Consider the following 22,460-nt stretch of genomic DNA (forward strand, 5'->3'; position numbering starts at 1 on the left):
TTTTAGTCTGCCATCATCAGCTCTATCACCGGTATTTCCACATCCGGCTTCAGTACCGGCAGGCTCAGGTTCAGGTCGTTCTCCCCGAGGCCATTTGTTTTGTACCCGTGGCCTGCGGGCGCCCTGAAGCGGATCTCGGAGCCATCATGCAGGAACTGGGCGTATTTGATCTTACCTTTGTAACCGGGCAGCGTGAAGTTTTGCAGGGGATAGTCCAGCAGGTGTACGTACAGCCGTTTGGTAACGGGGTTGTAGGTGAGCAGGGTATTGTCTGGCCGGGCATACTGGTCAGGCGCCTGCGTGCAGCCGTAAATGGCGCGGCCGTTCAGTTCCATCCAGCTGCCCATACCGCTCAACGCCGCATCGGCGCGGTTGTCAAACTTGCCGCGGGCGGTAGGGCCTACATTCAGCAACACGTTGCCGCCTTTGCTTACAGATTCTATCAGCAGCACCAGCAGTTGTTTTACGTTCTTCCAGGTGGTCTCGTCCCGGAAGTACCCCCATGAGCCGGAAAAGGTCTGGCAGGTTTCCCAGGGTACACGTTTGCCATTTTCCGTGGGCCAGGCGGCCACCTTATATTGTTCCGGTGTTACAAAATCACCTCCGTCCGCATATTCTTTGAGATCAAGCCTGTCATTCACAATAATACCGGGCTGCAGTTTGCGCACCATTTTGATCAGCTCTACGGAGTTCCAGTCGTTGTGGTCTTTCCCGAATTTGCCGGGGTAGGAAAAGTCCAGCCAAAGGATGTCTACCTTGCCATAGTTGGTAAGCAGTTCTTTTACCTGGTTGGCAAGATACGTGCGGTATTTGCCCATGTCCCGGTTTTTGTTCAACTCCGCATAGCCGGCCTCGTTCCTGGGCCGCAGGGGATGGCTGCGGTCTACGGTAAAGTCAGGATGGTGCCAGTCTATCAGGGAATAATAGAAGCCTATTTTCAGCCCTTCCGCGCGGAACGCATCCACCCATTCCCTGATCAGGTCTTTTTTAATGGGCGTGTTGGTGGCCTTGTAGCTGGTAAATTTGGAATCGAAAAGGCAGAAACCGTCGTGGTGCTTGGTAGTGATCACCGCGTATTTCATGCCCGCTTCTTTCGCTTTTCTGGCCCAATCACGGGGATTATAGAGATCAGGATTGAAATACTCAAAATACCGCTGGTAGACGGAATCAGGTATCTGCTCCCTTGTTTTTACCCATTCGTGCCGGGCGGGCAGGGCGTACAGGCCCCAGTGTATGAACATCCCGAAGCGGTCATTCGTCCACCATGCCAGGCGTTTTTCTTTTTGTTCCAGTGTTTCGCTGAAGATCTTTTTTTCCTGTGACGTGGCGCTGATTGCCAGCAGCAGGCCGCAAACAAGCAGCAGGGCGGTACGTTTCATACTCATATAGATTTTAACAGGCGCACAAGTTAGGCGTTCGGAACAGCCTGCGCTCATAGGATATTGGCTGGTATGCGTATTTTATTCCACTACCAGCCACGTGTATCCCTGCGCGGGGATGGTCACCTTTACCGTGGCCGAGTAATTACGCGCAAGTGCGTAGGGGCGGGCAGCACCTTCCTGCATGCGTATGCGGGCAATTTTATCAAGCCCGGTATAATACAGGGGCAAGGCTACTTCGCGCGTAATATTTTCAGGCAGCGGGTTGAACAGCATTACCAGGGCTTTTTGCGGCAGGCGGGGACTTACATGCATAAAACCATCCCAGTCCCGGCCATCTGCCCGGCGCAGGTGAATAATGTCTGCATTGAGAATAGGACGGTATTGCTTGTACCAGCCAACAACGCGCTGCACCAGTTTTTTTGTACTGTCTGTATCATATAAACGCGGGCCGCGGTAACAGGCCTGTATACCGGCGCCATAGTACTGCATCATCAGGTTCTCGTAGGCGTGCAGATGGTCTTTCAACGGCTCCAGCGTGGCCGCGGCGCCACCGCCGTGGTATTGGGTGAGCGGCACAAATCCCCAGCCCATGGATGGCGTTTTCTCCCAGGTGCCGTCAAAAATATTCTGGCGGTTGAGTAGGATCTGCTGCTCTCTCGGGAGGGAAAAATTCACTTCGCGGTAGCCGAGGCCTATTTTATGGGTGCCGTCCAGGAAATACCAGTCTGGCGCATTCATGTATACGCCCATGGCATTCAGTTCCCGGTAGAACTTTTTCTGCTGCTCCATTTGCGTCCACTGCGAATCATGCAGGTCTTTGTGGCCCGGGTGCGTAGTGGAGGCACATAGATCTCCGGGGTAAGGGCCGTCGTTCTCGAAAATATCGAAGCCTGTGCGGCCAATGAAGTATTTGATCTTTTGCAGGTAGGCAATGCCCCATTTGCTGCCGAGGCAGGGGGCATGGCCGCCGAACATGGCCCCGCCGGGTTTGCCGGTGGCGGGGTCTATAACGTCATCTTCATCGCTGATGCGGCGGCTCGAAAAAAGGGAATAGCCGCCCAGCAATATCTTTTTGCCGTGGGCATAGTCTGCCAGTTCCCTGAACCGGCTGATGTTGGCGGCGCTCGTATCTTCCATGTTCAGCTTGCTGCCAAAGCTCAGTATCACCCCTTCATAACCGGTTGCCGCACATTGGTCAATAGCCGCTCTTACTTTTTCAGGCTCGGTGGTGACGAGGTGCATGAAGATGGGGTTCTCCGTGGTCCACGGCGCTATGGTGCGGTACATGGCGCGTTGCGCCAGGCCGTTACGCTCCCGGTCATAACTGTCCAGCAGCAGCTCCCAGGTGGTGATAGAACGGAATGTTCCGCCCTGCTGGAGCGTAATGTGAATGCCCTGCTCCGGGTACACTTCCAGCAAACAGGGCGTCTGGTAATTGTAATTTACCTGTGAAGTATAAGAACTGTCTGTTTTCCAATGCGTGGTCTGATCACTCAGGCTGGCCTTCATGGCATTGTTGAACGCATAGTTGCTTTCCACATAAATGCCATGCGGTACTTTCATTTGCTGCACGCTGCCTACTACGGCGCTTTCTTCTTCCGGGGCGGCCAGTATTTCGTTCACTACCTGGTCTACCACCAGCGGGCGGCCGCTGTTGTTGCGGATACTGATGCTTTTTGCCAGCAGGGGGATACCGTCGTACACCTTATAATGCACCGTGATCTCTACTCCCTCCAGATCCTTTTGGCGGGAGGAGAACAACAGGTCAAGGGCCTTGAAAGACGGTTGCCGGGGATTGCCCGCCCAGCGCCGGGGTTGCCATTGTACATCAGGTTGCGCGGCAGGCAGGGTATGCCGCGTATATACAAAATCTTCCGCACCGGCTTTCATGGTATCCAGCCACGCGGGCACCAGGTAAGCCTGCTGCGGTTGACCATGCAGGCCGCCTACGCGGTAGGTGGTACCGTTGAGGGTAACGCGCGCTTCCGGCTGCACGGCCCGCAGCAATTGCTCTCCGTTTACCAGGTTGCGGTAGTCCGTACATACCAGATTCTGCCGCAGGCTGAAACTGCGGGAAAGCAGGCCGTTGCCGAGCGTGATGGTGCCGGCCGCGCCGGTTTCCACCCTGGCGCGGAAGGCTGTATTGTCTATGAGCCAGTCACGCTGCTGGGCCTGTAACGGGAAAACGCAGGGCAAACAAGCCAGCAGCAGGAAGAGTTGCTTTGTCATACTTCAATTTACTGTTTAGAACGTGTTATGCTTAGGGAAAGGCCCCGGCTATTGTTCAGACAAAATAAAGAAAGGGCGTATATCCGGGGTGTAGTATTTATGCCAATGTTCCCGCAATTTTAACATGACCTGAAGATCATACATAGTTAACATTGATTAACAACTGATTAACATTAATAAGCCTATTTTCACTGTAACATTGCTGCAGCAAATTCACCTTTTTATATAGCTACCCGCTAGCGCTCCAATTTGATTTTCGACTACAGGCCGCCACTTTTGCATAAGGGCGGCCTTCTTATTGCATGCCCGTGAAAAAGGCTTCCCCGTTAACAAAAAACCGGAAATATGACATTTCTTTAACATTACATTAACATCTTACACAAACAGATGAGTGTAATATTGGATATGCGTTTGAACACATATTTAGTAACGATATGCATCAAACCCATGTTAACCATTGATTAAAAAAGGCAACCGGTCCCGTTCATGATTGGTTGCTTTTTTTTAGGTGGAATAAAATAACTACTGTAAAAATGTTGCAGTAAGGTATGTTAACTTCGAGGTCTATCCACTAAAACGAAGCGGTATGAAATATCAGTTACCCGTTTAAACCATTGTCAGAAGAGGAAGATGAACAGCAAGCCCATACAATATGCATAACAGCTAACATATTATCACCATTGGCCTGATTAAATTTTTTACTGAAACCCGATTTACAATTTAGCTTAAACCCCCTGTTGATCCATGCCAAAGCGTTATTTTGAAAGACTACAGACCATCGACCATCTTATTCGAATCAAGGGTACCGGCAAGCCATCTCAGCTGGCTAAACGGATGCGCATTTCAGAACGCACGCTTTATGAGTTCCTTAAACTCATGAAAGACCTGGGCGCGCCCATAGAATATGATCGGTACAAGGAAAGTTATTATTATGGAGAAAGAGGTGGCTTCAATATCAAGTTCACCAAAAGTCTTATGACTGCTGCCATGATGTGACCTTCCTTGTGAGATTACACCAACATGTTTGCAAGAACATGTCCTATTAACAACCATGGCGGCTGGTTAACAAACTATTAACTCCGCCTTTTTAGGCACTGTACTATTTTGATGCCCGTTACAAAAACAGGCATCAAAATAGAAGTGCCTTTTTGTTTTAGTACTCCCGGCAAACGCTTTTTTCTCATAGCAAAGGTTTAGATCTCAAAATGATGCAAAAGGATAAGGCAGGTTTCTTTTTAGTCACCCGCCGACTGTTCTTTTTGGTACAGGCCCTTTAACACGGGCACCGTTCCGGTCCATTGCGGCCCCGGTACATAAGCGTAGTGCAGCCGGTCTGCCATAAGCTGTATCAGCTTCACCCCTTCCCCGTTTATTTTCCAGATGTTAACGCCCCTGGCAGCCGTATCTGCCCGCAGGCCGATCTGCAGCACACTGTCTGCCAGCTCCATCCCATCCAGGCTGAAGGCGCAAGGCCTGCTGCCTTGCAGGATGAGCAGGAAATCCCGGCCACTTCGCAAGGCAATAGACGCTGCTCCGGAAGCCCCGCCGCTGCTGCTTACACAGTCGGCTACCTGCAAACTGTCAGTCAATACAAAAGCAGCGTAATAACCGCCGGGCATGTCTCCGGAGAATACGGGCCGGCCGCAGGGCTGGTGAAACCGGTAATTTTCAAGCGGCATATATTCCACCTTTTGTACCGGGGCGGGCGTTTCGCGGCAACCGTAACAAGCGGTCAATACCAGAAAGGATATGAGGGGTTTGAGGGGCATGCTGTAATTTAATATTTTACTGGCTGATGCTGGTACCATTTTAGCGCCGGTTTCCAAATTACAAGGCCAGTGGATATATTTAGTTTATGAACCACGTCAAACTGCTAGTGGGCCTGCTGGCCCTCCCCCTGTTCACGTCTGCCCAGCAACCGGACGTTAGCCTCCAATTCAAACAGCCCGCTGCCAGTTACCTCGAAGCCCTGCCGCTGGGCAACGGCCGCATAGGTGCGCTCATTGGCGGGCACCCGGTCAAAGACCGCATTGTGCTCAATGAGATCTCCATGTGGTCTGGCGGCGTGCAGGATGCCGATAATGATACCGCTTACCGCATATTGCCCCGCATCCAGGAAAAGCTCCTGCAGGGAGAGAACAAGGCAGCGCAGCAATTATTGCAACAGTATTTTATCTGCAAAGGAGAAGGTTCCGGCCATGGCCGCGGCGCCAACGTACCCTTTGGGGCTTACCAGGTGCTGGGTACGCTGCAGTTGCAGTGGCAGGACAGTATCAGCGCCTGGCGCAACTACCGCCGTGTGCTCAGCCTGGAGGACGCCGTGGCTACTACTACCTGGGAGCGCAATGGCGTTACTTACAAACAGGAAGCATGGGCCAGCATACCCGCCAACGTGATCGCTATCCGCCTCACCGCCTCGCGGAAAGGGAAAATATCACTGGCTGCCAGCCTCGAGCGCGCGGAAAACGGCACCGTTCACACAGAAAAAGGCCTCATCACCCTGCGGGGGCAGCTTCCCAACGGGTCTCAGCGCGGGCTGCGTTATGCCTCCGCGTTGAGGCTCCGCGTCAGGGGCGGCAAACAGGTAATAACGGATAAGGATATACGTATTGAGGATGCTGACGAATGCCTGTTGCTGTTCACCGCCGCAACAGACTATAACCATACCGTATATACGCAGAAAGGGCCCGACCCTGTTCCTGTTGTAGATAAAATACTGACTGCGGTGGCAAAAAAGCGGTACAAGGCCCTGCACAAAGATCAAATGCGCGCCCATCACGAACTTTTCAACCGCAACCGGTTTTACCTGAACGCGCCTTTGCAGACAGATACCCTGAGCACGCCGGAGCGGCTGGCCCACTATTACAATGGCGGGTCAGACGCGCAGCTGCCGGTGCTGTACTACAACTACGGGCGTTACCTGCTCATCGGCTCGTCCCGTCCGGGCAGCCTGCCCGCCAACCTGCAGGGCCTCTGGGCGCCGGAGTATCAAACGCCCTGGAACGGGGACTACCATATCAACATCAACCTCCAGATGAACTACTGGCTGGCCCCCATCACTGGCCTGGGCGACCTGGCGGAGCCGCTGCACCGCTATATCAAAATGCTGCAGACCCCCGGCGCCAAAACGGCCAAAGCTTATTATAACGCACCCGGCTGGGTAGCCCATGTGATCTGCAACCCGTGGGGCTTTACGTCGCCAGGAGAAGGCGCGGCCTGGGGCTCTACCCTTACCGGCGGCGCCTGGCTGTGCGAGCATGTGTGGGAACATTTTCGCTACACGCGCGATACCGCTTTCCTCCGCAGCTATTACCCGGTTATGAAAGGCGCTGCCCAGTTCCTGCGCAGCATTCTCATTAAGGAGCCGCAGCATGGCTGGCTGGTAACCGCTCCATCCAACTCCCCGGAGCATGCCTACATCATGCCGGACGGCACGCGTGGCAATACCGCCATGGGCCCGGCTATGGACATGCAGATATGCCGGGAGCTGTTTGGCGCCTGCATAGCCGCCGCGGATATTCTTCAGACAGACCAGGCATGGAAGCAGGAAATGGAAGCGGTGCGCCGCCAGCTGGCCCCCAACCAGGTGGGCGCCGCGGGAGACCTGAACGAGTGGCTGCAAGACTGGAAAGACGCCGAGCCGCAGCATCGCCACGTCAGCCATCTCTACGGCCTGCACCCTTATGATGAAATTACGCCCTGGGGCACCCCGGAACTGGCCAAAGCCGCCCATGAAACACTACGCCAACGCGGTGATGACGGTACCGGCTGGTCACTGGCCTGGAAAATCAATTTCTGGGCCCGCCTCGGCAATGGAGACCATGCACTGGTGCTGCTACATCAATTGCTGCGCCCGGTAGACCCCGTCAAACCTGCCGGGGGCGGCTCCTATCCCAACCTCTTTTGCGCGCACCCGCCCTTCCAGATAGATGGCAACTTCGGCGGCACTTCCGGCATTGCCGAAATGCTGCTGCAAAGCCATGGAGACACCGCCGTGATCCGCATGCTGCCCGCCCTGCCCACGCATCAGGACTGGCAAAGCGGCCGTATAGAAGGCCTGCGCGCAAGAGGAGCGTTCAAGGTAGACATGGTATGGCAACGGGGCAGCATTTCCACCGCCGCCATTACTTCCATCAAAGGTGAAACCTGCCGGCTGTTATTGCCCGCCGGCAAAAAAGTAAAAGACCGCCGCGGCAAAATACTGGCGGAAGCTGCCGCTGAGGCGCAACTAGTAACTTTTGCCACAGCGAAAGGACAAACGTACAGCGTAGAATAGCCGCATAACCGGCAAGGCCCTGGCATTTATTATACCGGCTGGCAATACGGCCGCAAGTGCTATCTTTGCCATTCACATAAATCGTGTCCGTACATGTTTCATTTCAGCCAGCGCACCACGCTCATCATTTCCATCCTCATCATGCTGCTCACGGCATGTTTGCTGGTGTGGCGGCCGGACTACAACTTTTTTGACGGCGGACTCATCACCGCCATACTGCTCACCATCTTTATCAAAAAGGACGGGGCCACCTATTTTATGGGCATTGCCTGTACGTTGCTGGTGGTGATAATAGCCTGTTTGCCGCATAAGAACCCCAACCTGGCCGAAGTGTTCATAGAGCACTTCTTCTCATTGATACTGGTGATCAGTTCCACCCTGCTGGTGCTGTTCCTGAAACGGTTGTACCGTACCATGCAGGAGCTAAACCAGGCGCTGGAGCGGGAAGTGGAGAAACGTACCGCCAACCTGGAACTGGCGCTTTCCCACCTCGCCTCGTCCCAGGCAGAGCTGAAAGACGCGCTGGAAAAGGAAAAGGAACTGAACGAGATCAAATCCCGTTTTGTGTCTATGGCCAGCCACGAGTTCAGAACGCCGCTGAGCGCCATACTTTCTTCCGCAGCGCTGATCGGCAAATATCCCGCGCAGGAAGACCAGCCCCGTCGGGAAAAGCACGTGCAGAAGATCCGTGAAGCGGTGACGCACCTCAATGAACTGCTGGAAGACTTCCTTTCCCTGGGCCGCATCGAAGAAGGCAAGATCCATGTACACCCTGAAAAAATATCCCTGCATAACTTTGCCATTGAAACGGTAGAAGAAGTGCAGGGCCTCCTCAAAGCCGGGCAGGTGCTGCACCCGGAGGTGGACCATTCGCTGGAAGTGATATCTGACAAAAGATTGCTCAAACATATATTTGTGAACCTGCTCACCAATGCTTCCAAATTCTCTCCCGCAGACACGCCCATTGCGTGGAAGCTGTGGCAGGAAAACGGGCAGATCAACGCTATTGTGGCAGACCATGGCATGGGCATTCCAGAAGAGGACAAAGCGTACCTTTTCAGCAGCTTCTTCCGCGGCCGCAATGTAACCAACATACAGGGCACCGGCCTGGGGCTGCATATCGTAAAACGGTATGTAGACATGCTGGAGGGGCAGATCAGCGTTGAAAGCAGCCTCGGCAAGGGGACCAGCATATTCATTCATTTTCCAAACTTAAAAACATCATGACAGCCACCATACTGGTAATAGACGACCACCCCGGCATCCGCGAGAACGTTGCGGAAATACTCACGCTGGCAGGGTACCACGCCCTCGAAGCCGAAAACGGGAAGCAGGCCGTAGAAATGGCCAAGGAACAACGCCCAGACCTCATTGTATGTGACATTATGATGCCGGAGCTGGATGGCTACGGCGTGCTGCATATGCTGCGCAAATACCCTGAAACCGAACATATCCCCTTCATTTTCCTCACGGCTAAAACAGACCGCAGCGATTTCCGCAAAGGCATGGAAATGGGTGCGGACGATTATATTACCAAACCTTTTGAAGATGTGGAATTGCTCACCGCCGTAGAAACCCGGCTGAAGAAGCAGCAGTTCCTGCAAGAGAAGTTTGCCGCCGCCCAAACACAGTCCATTGGTGTAATGCTGCAGGACTGGCAGGCCTCCGGCCTCCTGCAACTGGACCTGGACGCCTATGACGTGGCACAGTTCAGCAAAAAACAACCGGTCTACCGCGAAGGCAAGCACCCGCAATTCCTTTACTATGTAAAAAACGGGAAAGTAAAAGCCTACCGCCTCAACGATGACGGGAAGGAATACATCACCAACCTTTTTGGGCAGGGTGATTATTTTGGTTATGTGCCGCTGCTGGAAGACCATCCCTACGAGGAAAACGCCGAAGCGCTGGAGCATACGGAACTGGTGCAGATACCCAAGGAAGTGTTCCTGGAACAATTGCTGAACAACATCGGCGTAGCGCGGACGTTCATTAAACGCATTGCTTCAGAAGTAAAAGAGAAAGAAGACCGCCTGCTGCAACTGGCCTATGATTCCCTGCGCAAACGCGTGGCCAATGGCCTGCTGGCCATTCATGACAAGCTGCACCTGGAGCAGCAGCCCGGCGCCCTCATTGAATTGTCCCGCGATGATATTGCCCGGTTTGTGGGCACCGCCACAGAATCCCTGATCCGCACACTGAGCGATTTCAAGTCTGAAAAGCTGATTGAAATGCAGGGTACGCGCATCCGCATTGTGCAGCCTGATTTGCTGAGGAAGCTGCTGTACTAAAGCCTGCAGCATGTTTCACGCGGCAGGGAACCGTAATATTCCATTCCCGTTTACCGGAGCGCTCAACCGGGGCCAGTTCATTGCAACTCGAACACCGCCTCCGCCACGTCCCGGCTATTGGTACCCACAAACACCTTGAAAGCGCCCGGTTCGGCCGTATATTGCATGTTGCGGTCATAAAACTTCAGGTCTTCCGCAGTGATATTGAACACCACTTCGCGGCTTTCTCCTTTCCGGAGCATAATCTTCTGAAAACCTTTTAGTTCCTTTACCGGCCGGTTTACGCTGGCAGTTACGTCCTGGATGTACAACTGCACTACTTCTTCCCCGTCTAATGCGCCGCTATTAGTCACTGTTACGGATACACGCAGTTTGTCCCGCAGGCGCATGCTGTTTTTGTCCAGCCGCAGGTTATCGTAGGCAAAGGTGGTATAACTCAGGCCGTAGCCGAAGGGGTATAGCGGTTCATTGCTCACGTCCAGGTACTTGGAAGTGTATTTGTTATTCGGGTCGAGGGGGCGGCCGGTGTTTTTATGGTTGTAGTAAATGGGCACCTGGCCTACGTTGCGCGGAAAGGTCATGGTGATCTTCCCTGAGGGGTTGTAATCCCCCAGCAGCACGTCTGCAATGGCATGGCCGGCCTGCGTGCCCAGGAACCAGGTTTCCAGAATGGCAGGCACATGAGCGTTTTCCCACTCCAATGTAAGCGGGCGGCCGTTCATCAATACCAGCACCACCGGCTTTCCAGCCCCCAGTATGGCTTCCAGCAACCGGCGCTGGTTGGCGGGCAGGCCAATATCAGAACGGCTGGCGGCCTCGCCGCTCATGCCCTGAGACTCTCCTAATGCCAGTACAACCACTTCCGCCTTGCGGGCAATCTCCACGGCAGCTTGCAACATCTCGTCCGTTCGGCCGGTGTCTGTAATATTGAGTTTTTTCAATAGCCCGGTATCACCCGTGATGTTGGCGCCCTGCGCGTATGCGAGGTTCACCCGCTCCTGCAGCGCTTCCCGCAGGGTAACCGCTTTTTTATGATCACCGGCGGCAGACCAGTTGCCGATCATGTCTTTTTTTGAATCTGCCAACGGCCCTATGAGCGCAACATGGGCGCCCTTTTTCAGCGGCAGCAGGTTGTTGCTGTTTTTCAGCAGCACAATAGACCGCTGCGCTATTTCGCGCGCGGCCTGCAGGTGGGCCGGGCTCATGATCTGCGCGGCCGCGCGCTGGCTGTCACAATAACGGTAAGGGTCTGAAAAGAGGCCCAGTTTGTACTTGGCTTCCAGCACACGGGTTACCGCCCGGTCTATTTCCTGCATGCTGATCTTTTTGTTTTGCACCAGCTTTTTGAGTTGCCCGGCATAGATACCGCCCTGCATGTCCATGTCCACACCCGCTTTGAGCGCCAGTTCCCCGGCTTCGTACTCATTTTTCACAATGCCGTGCGGTATCATTTCGTTGATGGAAGTATAGTCTGTTACCACAAAACCCCTGAAGCCCCACTCTTTCCGCAGCAGCTCAGACAACAGCCAATAGTTGCCCGTGGCGGGAATACCGTCCACTTCATTAAAGGAGGTCATCACCGTAGCTACGCCCGCCTCTATGGCCGCTTTGTAGGGAGGCAGGTAAAACTGGTACATCTGGCGGCGGCTCATATCTACCGTATTGTAGTCCCTGCCCGCTTCCGCCGCGCCGTACAGCGCAAAGTGTTTTACGCAGGCCAGTATGGTATTGTTGGCGGCCAGGTCACTGCCCTGGTAGCCTTTCACCTTGGCTTTTGCTGCCTGCATGCCATACCAGGTGTCTTCCCCTACGCCTTCCGCCACGCGGCCCCAGCGCGGGTCCCGGGCAATATCTACCATGGGGGAGAACGTCCAGTGAAGGCCGTCTGCGCTGGCTTCTTCCGCAGCTATGCGGGCGCTTTTTTCCATGAGCGCCATGTCCCAGGTGCAGGCCTCTCCCAGCGGGATGGGGAAAATGGTCTTGTGCCCGTGGATCACGTCGTACCCGAAAAGAAGGGGAATTTTGAGGCGCGTTTGCATGGCCATGTTCTGCAACTGGCGGGTGTATTGCGGGGTGTAAGCGTTAAATATGGCCCCGCAGGCGCCGCTGAGGATATCCTGTTTATAGTTTTCCTTCATGAAGGGGCCCGTTACGTCCATGTCACTGGTGAGCAAATTCAACTGCCCGATCTTTTCATCCAGCGTCATGCGCTGCAACAGGTTGCGGATAAACGTGTTCTGCTGCGCACCGGCGGTAGTAGCGGAAGAAAACAGCAGTATAAAACAGGCTATCTTTTTCATGGCTGCGGCTTTGATCAGTAATATCAACGCAGATGCACGGGGCGTTGTTCATGTAGCCACAACAGCCTTAGGGCATCCTTTTCACTGTCAAAGTTCCGGATTCCTCCTGAAAAGGATTTAGCATAAGGGAAGAATTATTTAGCCTAAAAAGGGGGGCTTATTCTTCCCAGTTGTCTGTACGGAAGGGGTTCAGCGGCAGCCCGGCGGAGTTGAACACATTCCCGATACCGGAATTGGTGAACGAGAACCGCACCGCCTCCGGCTGTTTCACCGTTTTGGCAGACACAATGGCCTTGTTGCCTTCCAGCTTTACATCAGCGGGCACAAATTTTTTGTCAGGCCCTGCAATAAAGAACTGCGCGGGTTTGCCGCCGCTGGTTTTCAGGCCGTTTTCGGCGTTAGTGAAATAACACACTATTTTTCCCTTCTGCCGTTCCATTCTTTCGTACACCGGGCTTTTGTAGGCCAGGCCGGTTTTACGGTAGGTATCTCCCAGCGCCCAGTTGGCCAGGCGCAAGCCTACATCATGCTTGTTTTGGGGGTGGATGTTGGTAGTATCATCTACCAGGTCTGTAATAACGGCCATGCCGGTGCGGGGATATTGCAGGGTGGCGGTCTGCGCTTCGCGCAGCAGGGCGCCGTTAATGCCGGGGCCGTAGTGGTACGGGGCAATCTGCACATAATAGAACGGGAAATCGTACCCCCAGGCCTTGCGCCACTCGCCTATCATGGTATTGAACAGCTGCGTGTAGGTAGAAGCGGTACCGGTATTGCTTTCTCCCTGGTACCAGATGGAGCCGGCAATGCGGAACGGCGTAAGGGGGTAGATCATAGCGTTGTAACTGTAACCCGGGTGGTACGGCCAGTGGTTGCTTGGCGTCAGCCTGGCGGCGGCGGCTTTCAGCGTGGCGTCTTGTTCCACGGCTTCAGCCGGCGTCCATACCTCGGCGGCGGTGCCGCCCCAGCTGGTGTTGATGAGGCCGATGGGCACGTTGAGGTTTTTCTTCAACGTTTTACCAAAAAAATATGCTACGGCGCTGAAGCTCTTCAATACGTTGGAGTCGCAAGCGGTCCATTGCGCCTGCACATCATCCTGCGGATAGGCGGAGGTGGATTTGGGCACATGGAAAAAGCGGATGTTGTTGTCCGCGCAAACGGGCAGTTCCGCCTTGATATCTTTCAGGCCGTGGTTGCCGCTCCATTCCATGTTGCTTTGACCGCTGCACACCCATACTTCCCCGATCAGCACGTTCTTCAGCTGTATGCTGGTGTTGCCCTGTATGGTGATAGTATAAGGGCCGCCGGCAGCGGGGGTTGGTATGGAAAGGCTCCAGGTAGCGTCCCGGCTGGTCACCACGGAATCTACACGGTTGCTCCACGGCACCCGCACTTTTATTTTTTCGCCGGGCCCGGCCCAGCCCCATAATTTAACAGTGGCATTTTGCTGCAGCACCATATTGTCAGAAAGCAGTGCAGGCAGGCGAAGCTGGGCAAAAGCCCCCAGCGAGGCAAGTATCAGGCATACGGTAACGAGTAAACGTGGCATGATGAGCATTTATGGTTTCAGGCATTTAAATTACTCATCCTGTTTCAGAAATCATAATGACCGGCAGCAGGAGGGGAACAGAACATGGCCGTTTTAACGGAACTGCAGGAAAGATGGCGCCTTCATGCCGTAAATATCGAACCGGAAATCTACTACGGTGGTGATCTCAAAATAAAGCCGGTTCATGGGGTACGGCGCATTGGGATAATAGTAGCCGCCGAGCTTCAGGGTATTCAGGGCCAGGTTCTCGTTCCTGACACGCACGCCCAGGCCCAGGCCGGTGTATACGGGATTTTCAACAAGGTACTGGTGTTCCGCGGAGAGCTGCGTTGCTTCCGCCGAGGCAAAAAGGTTGAACTTGAAGCCGTATACTTTCCAGGGACTGTAAAATACGGACTCGGAACGAAGCGTGAGGCGGTGAAAACCGTTGATAATAGTGTTCCTGAAGCCCCATATGCCGTTTTCCATGTTGATGTTCAGCGGCTTGTAAAAATAATTGTTAGGGTTGCCCAGGTAATCTCCGCTAAGGAACAGGCGCCAGTGCCCCTTCCACATGCGCATTAATTTGCTGTAATAACTGACGTTGGCGTGTATCACCATGTCTTCAGACACGTTGCGCTGCCAGAATGAGCTGAGCCCCGCATTGAGGCTGAGCAGCCCGTTGAGGCGGGTGTGCCAGTATTTTTGCACTTCGGCAGCCGTATAGAACCGCCGCCGGTCCATCCAGTTTTCCCAACCGCCGGTGAGGCTGGCGGAATAGCCGTACGGAATGTCTTCCGTGCGCCCGAAGCCGAAGAACTGGTGGGCCTTGAAGAAATCCTGCTTGAAGAGCAATATCTGCCCCAGGTAGTAATGCCTGTTGTTGTAGGTGGGGTCTTCCTTGTACATGGCCTGCTCCGGCGTTTTATCAAAACGCAGGTTGTTGTACCTGAACAGCAGGGCTATATTGGGTTTATTGTCAAAACTGCCGTCTTTCGCATAGCGGTTGCGGAAGCTGTAGCCGCTCCATACGTCCAGCGTTTTGTAGGCGTAATCCCTGAAAACGGTGTCCGGATAGCCATGAATGTTAATGGAATAGTTGCGCGCCAGGCTGAAGCCGCCGGCATACCGGGCAGATGTGCGGTACAGCGGGCGGCTGACCTGTATGAAATAGGAACCTTCGTACACCCCGGAGTCCAGCGGCACCTGGGTATTGAGGGCGGAGTAGCCAAGGGTTACGTCTGTAAAGCTGCCCAGCAGGTTGTATTTGGTGTACCGGGCCTCCGTACCCCAGGGGCGGGTATAGGAATTGTCCCAGCGGAAACCCACCGTCAAACCCTGCCCGGCCCCGAAAAGGTTATTGCTGAACACCCGGGCGGCCGCCACGGTAGGCGTCAGCTCCCGGAGGTCGAGACCGTACTCGAACACGTCTTTGGTCACCACTTCCACGTCTACCGAATCAGGATATCCCGTTTCTACCGTCAGTATGCGGGCATCCTGGATGAAAGGGCGGTTACGGAGGTAACGTTCGTTATCTGCCAGCTGGTAAGCGTTCACGGTGTCTTTCTGCCTGAAAAAGAGAGATTGCCTGATCACCCACTCCTCCGAATCAAAGTGGAGGCGGTTGGCCAGGTGGATCAGTTTCATGCTGGTGGTGAAGGTGGTATCATTGATGTTGCGGGGGCCAAATACTTTCACACGGCGATACCGGATATGACGGATCACTTTACCGGTATGCGGCAAAAATCCCTGTTCGCTCCTGGTCATGCTGCTGTCGTCCGTTGAAGGCGGCGGGTCGTTATGCCGGGAAATGCTGGACAACAGCGAATCCCGGTACCGCCGGCTCTTCAGGGAATCTACATACTCATTCAGCTTTTTGAACCATTTCTTTCCCTGCGGAGGAATGGTATCTGCCTGCGCAAAAGATTGTTGCGGAAGGCAAAACAATATCAGGTAACAGCTTAGGGACGCAATGATGGTTATTTTCAGGTAACGATTCAAGTTTGCGTTTAACTGTGACAACAATACAAATTTCTAGGCAATTTCAGCAGGGTGAGACCAGTAAAAAAACAAAGGGAAGGTGAACATAACGTCAGCGCCTTCCCTTTATGGTATGCATTTTCGTAATATTTTTTGTTATGGCCGCACCGTAATGGTCCTGCCGCCCCTTCCCGCACTGTCAAACACCTTCAGCTTAACGGCGCCCTTTGCAGCTACCGGCTCCGTATATACGGGGCTTTTAGCCGTAGGCTCCATACCGTCTACTGTATAACGGACCACCATGCCCGGAAGTTGTACGTTGGCCAAAACTTTCCCGTTTTCCACCAGGGCGCCGGCCGTAGGTACCCGGTACTGGTACCCACCGTTAAGGCGGGCCAGGCGCGGCAGTTCCCTTTTACCCACTATATTGGCAAATTTACTCCAGGCCTCCGCGTAGAGGCGGGCGGCGGCGGCTTCGTCCTTTTCCCGTGCCCAGGCAGGGTCTGGCGCCCAGGCGCGTTCTGCCATACCCAGCAGTTTGGGCAGCAGCATATACTCCTGCCGGGCGGCGGTTTTCACCGTTTCGCTCCACAGGGCTGCCTGTATCCCTACAATGTTGTGCTGACCATACTCCGTAAGCCGGTCTTTCCCCGTAAAAATAGTGGGCGGCAAGGGATTGCCCTGGTCGTCTTCCTTCGCGTTCTTGTACAGGTCGAAGGGGATGAAATAAAAGGGCTTGTCCACATCCACATATCCGCCCCAGTAAAAGCCCGGCTCATAATAGTCTTTCACGTACGCCATGTCGAAATAATAATTGCTCACGCCGGACAATACTACTTTATACCCGGCGTTGGCAAGGCGGTAGGTCAGGTCTTCCATGCCTTCGCCCATTACATTGTTCCACACGTCTACCTGGAAGTTGCGGTTCCCGAAATCAGGGTTGGCGATCATCACGTTGCGCCCGTCTCTCCGGGTTTTGCGCATGGCGGCCTCTTCCCAGCCATACAGCTGCAGGCCGCGCTGGTTCACTATTTTGGCTACCCTGTCATAGAAATAATACCAGAGGTCGTCTACGCCGCCCAGCTTTTCCCGGGCTATGAGCGTGGAGCAGGCGGGAGATCTTTCCCATACACCGGCGGGCGTTTCGTCTCCACCCATGTGAATGATATCCAGCGGGGCGCCGGCCTCGCGGTGCATGGCTACCAGCTCGTCCACTACCTTTTCAAGGAACTTGTAGGTGGAAGGCAGCGCCACGTTCATTACATTATCTTTCCATTCCTGCACAGAGCGGTACTGGCTTTTGTCTTCAGGATCGCTGAGGCGGTATTCCGCCGCTTCCGCGGCTTTGCCTTCCTTCATCAACCGGGCGTAGCGCGCGTCCATAGACTTTATGGCCGCACGGGCGTGGCCCGGCATTTCCACTTCCGGAATGACCTTGATGTGCCGCTGGCGGGCGTAACGCAGTATCTCCAGGTAATCCGCGCGCGTATAAAAACCGCTGCCGGTGGTGTTGTTCACATCCGGCCCGGAGCCGTAGGAAGGCAGCAGGGCCGTCAGCTCGTCTACGCTATGCCCGCGGCGGCCGCCTACGGCCGTCAGTTCGGGCAAACCGGGTATTTCAACGCGCCAGCCCTCATCGTCACTCATATGCAGGTGCAGCACATTCAGTTTATAAAGCGCCATCAGGTCAAGCACCTTCAGCACCTGTTGTTTGGGATGGAAGTTGCGGGCCACGTCTAGCATGAGGGAGCGGAAACCGAAGCGGGGCATATCATTCACTTCTACCAACGGCAGCCGCAGCGCGGGGCCCCGGCTCCCCGACGGGGGCGGCGCCGGGCTTTGACCGGGAGGCAGTGGGTACAATGTATTTTTACTGCCGGCCGGCAACATGCTGCGGAGCGATTGGATGCCGTAAAAGATCCCCTGCGCATTGGCGGAAGAAATAGTATACGCGTCCGGTTTACCGCTCAATCGGTAAGCGCCGGCCGCCATGTCTGCATCCGCGGCCTTTTCCAGGCGTATACTGCCCTGGTCGCTGCCTTCTGTCAGGCGCAACCGCTTGCCCAGCAACTGGCCTACCATGGCGGAAAGATATTCCGCCTCCTGCCTGAAGTCCGGATGGTAACCAATGGTGCCGGCGGCATCCAGCACCAAAACACCCGGCTTTTCCTCGTAGCTGGCAGGTGTGGGGAATATTTTAGGCAGTTGTTCCAGCGGCACATCGGCCACCAGCGCATTGCGGCGGTAAATCTCCTCCACAGTGGTCTGCGGGTGCCGGTCTGCCGCGGTGCGGCGCAACTGTTTCTCTGTGGTGGACGGTACCACCACGTAATCCGTCAGGGCATACCCCTTGGCGGGCTGCTGGTCCCACACCAGGTAAGGCCCTTCCGGCCCATCTGTGATGCCGGTTACCCAGGCTACGGATACAATATTGATCTTCAGTGAATCTCCGGGGGCAATGCCCTTGAAACCGTTTTTGGGCCGGAACGTGAAGAGCGGGCCGTTTACATGCGCGGCCTCGATGCCCGGGCTGGTCTCACCCGGTGTTACATATCGGATGAAATTGTAGCAGAACGTCCAGCCGGCGGCGGGGAACGCCTGTTTTGTTTTGTTAATAAGCGTAAAAACAGAAAGCGTTTGGGCCTTGCCCTGGTAACCATTCTCCACCACTTCCCACTTTACCTGCAGACCATCCGCCGGGAAAGCGGGCGCCTGCGCGAAAGAAAAACCGGAGAGCAGCAGCAGCATGCATGTGAATCTGAAGTGCATATAGTCAGGATTTAACTGCAGGCCAAAAAGAGAGCGGAAACCCGTCCTCTTTTCACTGCCGCAATTACTTTTAATTGAATGCGTTGTGAATGGTGTTCAGGAGGTACCCCTTCGGATCGCTGGAATACTCCCAGAACATGACCCCGGCCAGCTTGTGCTTTTTCACGTATTTGCATTTGGCGCGCACGGAGCGTTCATCATCGAAGGTGACAAAAATATGCTGCACGGGGTGAAAAAGATAAGGGGCCCTGGCGCGCCTGTCCCAATGACGCACATACCCCTGGTTCATCAAGCTGTCTTTCAGCCGGGTATACCCGCCGCCCCTGGCGCCCTTGAGGGCCTGCTGGTTGAGCCCCCTGGCGGTAGCGTCTTTCATGGCCCAGGCGCGGCCGTAAAAGGCGATGCCCATCACCAGTTTTTCCGCTGGCACCCCTGCTTCCATGAAGATCTGCACAGAGCGGTGGGCGGAAGATTCTGCCGTGTCTTTCGTAGAACCGTACAAGTTAGTATGGTGGCCGGCAATGCCGGTGGGGTTGGTTTTGTAGTCGTAGCTCATGATGTTCACATAGTTGAGGTACTGCTGGGCGTTGGCCATTTCCGTATGATCAGTGAAATACCGGCCACCGCCCACGGCGGTAGTGAGCTGGTAGCTGCGCCCGGTCTGCTGTTGCAGCGAGTCCAGCGACTCACGCAGGGCCTTGAACATCAGGGTGTAATTCTGTTTGTCTTCCGGGCGGAAAATATTCCCTTCTTCACCCGGCACGCCGGGATATTCCCAGTCAATGTCCACCCCGTCCAGCATGTACCGGCGTACAATGTCTACCGCGGAGGCCGCAAACAGCCGGCGCCCGTCTTCCGTGAGCACGGCGTCGGAAAAGTTTTCGCTCCAGGCCCATCCGCCAATGGAGATGAGTATTTTCAGTGCGGGATTACGGAGTTTGAGGGCGTTCAGCTCGCGGAAGTTGACGGTGTCTGTGGCTTCATTGGTGAGCCATGCCCGGCCGTTCTTCACATCTACAAATGCGTAGTTGATATGCGTGAGCTTTTCCACCATAATGGCGGAGGGGTTTTGCACCAGCCCGCGGAAGCCGCCTACATAGGCAATGACAACCGGCGCAGGGCCTTTTGGTGGGGCGGAGATGAAGGCCGTAGCACCTGTCAAAATAAATAAAAACGCCACCATGGCGCTTTTAGCTGGCAAGGATAGATAACGCATACAATAAATATAGGGTATTTCCCTGCCATAATCAAAACCACCCCGGTAGACACCGGGATGGCGATATCATTTCCACATTTTAGCGTCATCTACTGTTGAGATGCTAAAAAGCGGATGCATGGTTTTCCATGATTCCATAAATGCCGTATTTATTTTTTTCTGCAAGCGCGGGGCTACGGTCATTGGTCCTGCAGCTTGAAATTGATGGGCAGGTTGAAAAATACAGATACATATTGTCCGTTCTGTTTGCCGGGCTTCCATTTCGGCATTTTTTTCACCACGCGGAGCGCCTCTTCATCCAGCCCGGCGCCCTTTTTAGCGCCTACCAGCTCCACATCGCTGATCTCTCCCGTAGACCGTACCACAAACTTCACAAACACAACGCCCTGCACGCCGTTTTCGGCAGCCATGCCGGGGTATCGGAGGTTATTGGTTAAAAATTTGGCCAGGGCCGCTTCTCCGCCCGGGAACGTCGGCATTATTTCCACAAAGGTCTGCACCTCGTCTTTCTTTTCTAGTTTGGGCGCCTCCACCACGTTGCTGCCGCCTGTAAGGCCCTCGGGGATGCCATTGTCCGCGCCGTTGGGGTCTCCGCTCAGGTCTGTTTTCACGCCGATGGCCACTTTTTCCAGGTCAGCGTTCCTGGCCGGCTCGTCATCCGGCCGCACGTCCTCATCCGGCTTGATGACAAAAGTGGTATGCTTCACAGTAGGTTTGGAAATGGCCGGGGCCGGTTCCCGCACGGTGGGCGGCGGCGTGAACGCGGGTTTTTCTTCTACAATGTTCGTCAGTTTTGTTTCTGTGATCACCGGCCTCAGCGGTACGTTCACCTCGCTGGAGGCCAGCAGCCGAGAGCTTACCGTATATCCGCCTATCACTATCAGCACAATGGCAGACATGCCCAGCACGGCGCTGCGCACACGCCTGTCATACCGGCGGCGCAGCTCATAAGCGCCATATTCCTTGTTCCGGTCATCAAAAAGAATGTCGAGAAAATCTGATTTGAGGAGTTTGGTTGTTTCCATGGCAGTTAGTTTAACAGGAAGATGCGGGCAGTTTTCTTTTCCATAATATTTTTATAAATCATTGAACCTTTTATATTTGTAGTTGTTCATGTATTGCACCCGGGAACTATGACGCGTTCGACTATCCATAAAAAGCTCCGTAACTGGTTGCTGCCGGCCGCTTTAGTGCTGATGCTGCAACCGCTTTCCGCCCAGCAGGACACTTCAGGGGCTCACTCCTTTACGCTGGAAGAATCCGTTCAGTATGCGCTACGCCATCAGAACGATGTGGTCAATGCCCGCCTCAACAGGCAGGCTTCCCTGGAAAAGATCCGGGAAAGCAGGGGCAAACTGTTCCCGCATGTGAATGTGAATGCCAGCTTTACAGACAACCTCAAGCTGCAGACCTCGTACATTCCCGACTTTGCCAACGATCCCAATAACAAGATACCCGTGCAGTTCGGCACCAAGTTCTCTTCCATGGTACAGGCCGAGGCCACGCAGACGCTGCTGAACAGCGACTACTTTCTGGGCCTGCGGGCGGCCAGGGTATATGACCAGCTTTCCGTGAAGGACTATGAACGCACCGCCATTGCTACCCGGGTAGCGGTCAGCAACGCGTTTTTTACAGTGCTGGTCAACCGGGAAAGCATCCGCCTTACAGATGCCAACCTGGTACAGACCTCCAAGGCCCTGCAAGATACCCGGGCCCGTTATGAGCAAGGGGTGTCTGAAAGGATCGACGTGGACAGGCTGCAGGTATCCTACAACAAATCAGAGACCCAGCGGGCCAACCTGGAGCGCCTGCTGCAATTCTCCATGGACGTACTGAAATTTGAAATGGGCATGCCCCTGCAGGAAATGCTGGAGCTGGAAGACGATCTTGACAGCTTCACCAGGGAAATGCCTGACAGCATGAACTATAACGTACAGAACCGGCCGGAATACTCCATGCAGCATACGCAGGTGGAGCTGGACAGGCTGAACCTGAAAAGCAAAAAACTGGAAATACTGCCCTCCCTCAATGCACATATCAACTATGGCGTGAACTGGTTTTCCGATTCCTTTTCTGACCTGTACAAACAGGGCTTTGGCGTATCCGCCCTGGGCGTAAGCCTGTCCATGCCCCTGTTTACCGGTACAGAGCGGATCTACCAGGTACGGCAGCGGCAGATCTCGTTGAAACAATCCGAGAATAACCTCGCCTACCTGGGCCAGCAGATACAGCTGGAGGTAAAAGAGGCGTGGACAACCTACCGGAACAACGCCGCCTCGCTGGCTATGGAAGAAAAGAACATGGCGCTCACGCAGGGCGTGTATGACCGGGTGCTGCTGAAGTTCAAGGAAGGCGTATCGTCCAGCCTTGACGTTGCTACGGCAGACAGTGGCCTGAAGCAGGCCCAGGTTGACTATATACAGGCCCTGATCAACATGCTGGTGAGCAAAGTGAAGCTGGAGCAGGCGATGGGCAAAATCAAACCACAATAAAAT

Annotated in this window: 14 protein-coding genes; 5 read left to right on the top strand and 9 right to left on the bottom strand. The window is 54.4% G+C overall.

Translation table 11 applies throughout. The annotated features are described in order from the left end of the window. Positions 1 to 2: 2 nt before the first annotated feature. A complete protein-coding gene (locus D3A97_RS03250) occupies positions 3 to 1,379 on the bottom strand; it encodes an alpha-L-fucosidase (RefSeq protein WP_119076586.1) in 1,377 nt (458 codons plus the stop codon). Between the two features lie 81 nt (positions 1,380 to 1,460). Next, on the bottom strand, positions 1,461 to 3,611 hold the full coding sequence (locus tag D3A97_RS03255; RefSeq protein ID WP_119076588.1) for an alpha-galactosidase: 2,151 nt from the start codon (positions 3,609 to 3,611) through the stop codon (positions 1,461 to 1,463). 834 nt (positions 3,612 to 4,445) lie between these two features. Between D3A97_RS03255 and D3A97_RS25410 the strand changes: the two genes are divergently transcribed. Then, complete coding sequence (locus tag D3A97_RS25410) at positions 4,446 to 4,607, top strand: hypothetical protein (protein WP_232825835.1); 162 nt, start codon at positions 4,446 to 4,448, stop codon at positions 4,605 to 4,607. A 239-nt stretch (positions 4,608 to 4,846) separates the two neighbouring features. Here the strand turns inward: D3A97_RS25410 and D3A97_RS03265 are convergent, their stop codons facing one another. Further along, a complete protein-coding gene (locus D3A97_RS03265) occupies positions 4,847 to 5,380 on the bottom strand; it encodes a hypothetical protein (RefSeq protein WP_119076592.1) in 534 nt (177 codons plus the stop codon). Positions 5,381 to 5,466: 86 nt separating this feature from the next. Here D3A97_RS03265 and D3A97_RS03270 point away from each other — a divergent pair, with 86 nt between their 5' ends. The 3 genes from D3A97_RS03270 to D3A97_RS03280 all read left to right on the top strand — a co-directional run bounded on the left by D3A97_RS03270 (position 5,467) and on the right by D3A97_RS03280 (position 10,175). Further along, on the top strand, positions 5,467 to 7,887 hold the full coding sequence (locus D3A97_RS03270; protein WP_119076594.1) for a glycosyl hydrolase family 95 catalytic domain-containing protein: 2,421 nt from the start codon (positions 5,467 to 5,469) through the stop codon (positions 7,885 to 7,887). Between the two features lie 93 nt (positions 7,888 to 7,980). Beyond that, positions 7,981 to 9,114, top strand: a complete 1,134-nt coding sequence (locus tag D3A97_RS03275; RefSeq protein WP_119076596.1) for a sensor histidine kinase — start codon at positions 7,981 to 7,983, stop codon at positions 9,112 to 9,114. Continuing rightward, complete coding sequence (locus tag D3A97_RS03280; RefSeq protein WP_119076598.1) at positions 9,111 to 10,175, top strand: response regulator; 1,065 nt, start codon at positions 9,111 to 9,113, stop codon at positions 10,173 to 10,175. Before D3A97_RS03275 ends, D3A97_RS03280 begins: the two co-directional genes overlap by 4 nt. Before the next feature lie 77 nt (positions 10,176 to 10,252). Here D3A97_RS03280 and bglX read toward each other — a convergent pair whose 3' ends face one another. The 6 genes from bglX to D3A97_RS03310 form a co-directional block, all read right to left on the bottom strand. Beyond that, positions 10,253 to 12,475, bottom strand: a complete 2,223-nt coding sequence (bglX, locus tag D3A97_RS03285; protein WP_119078407.1) for a beta-glucosidase BglX — start codon at positions 12,473 to 12,475, stop codon at positions 10,253 to 10,255. A gap of 157 nt (positions 12,476 to 12,632) precedes the next feature. Then, positions 12,633 to 14,021 (bottom strand): sialate O-acetylesterase, encoded by a 1,389-nt coding sequence (locus D3A97_RS03290; protein ID WP_119078408.1) that lies wholly within the window; start codon positions 14,019 to 14,021, stop codon positions 12,633 to 12,635. A gap of 93 nt (positions 14,022 to 14,114) precedes the next feature. Beyond that, positions 14,115 to 16,001 (bottom strand): BamA/TamA family outer membrane protein, encoded by a 1,887-nt coding sequence (locus tag D3A97_RS03295; protein WP_119076600.1) that lies wholly within the window; start codon positions 15,999 to 16,001, stop codon positions 14,115 to 14,117. A gap of 135 nt (positions 16,002 to 16,136) precedes the next feature. Further along, a complete protein-coding gene (locus D3A97_RS03300) occupies positions 16,137 to 18,749 on the bottom strand; it encodes a family 20 glycosylhydrolase (RefSeq protein WP_119076602.1) in 2,613 nt (870 codons plus the stop codon). Positions 18,750 to 18,819: 70 nt separating this feature from the next. Continuing rightward, the gene (locus D3A97_RS03305) at positions 18,820 to 19,965 is read right to left on the bottom strand and encodes a glycoside hydrolase family 18 protein (RefSeq protein WP_198673847.1); all 1,146 of its coding nucleotides are present in this window, start codon (positions 19,963 to 19,965) and stop codon (positions 18,820 to 18,822) included. 179 nt (positions 19,966 to 20,144) lie between these two features. Next, a complete protein-coding gene (locus D3A97_RS03310) occupies positions 20,145 to 20,990 on the bottom strand; it encodes an energy transducer TonB (protein WP_119076606.1) in 846 nt (281 codons plus the stop codon). Positions 20,991 to 21,098: 108 nt separating this feature from the next. On the opposite strand from D3A97_RS03310, the gene D3A97_RS03315 reads away from it, so the two are divergent. After that, on the top strand, positions 21,099 to 22,457 hold the full coding sequence (locus D3A97_RS03315) for a TolC family protein (protein WP_119076608.1): 1,359 nt from the start codon (positions 21,099 to 21,101) through the stop codon (positions 22,455 to 22,457). The last annotated feature ends 3 nt before the right edge of the window (positions 22,458 to 22,460 follow it).

It is taken from the genome of Chitinophaga alhagiae (assembly GCF_003568665.1).
GTDB classification, from domain to species: Bacteria; Bacteroidota; Bacteroidia; order Chitinophagales; family Chitinophagaceae; genus Chitinophaga; species Chitinophaga alhagiae.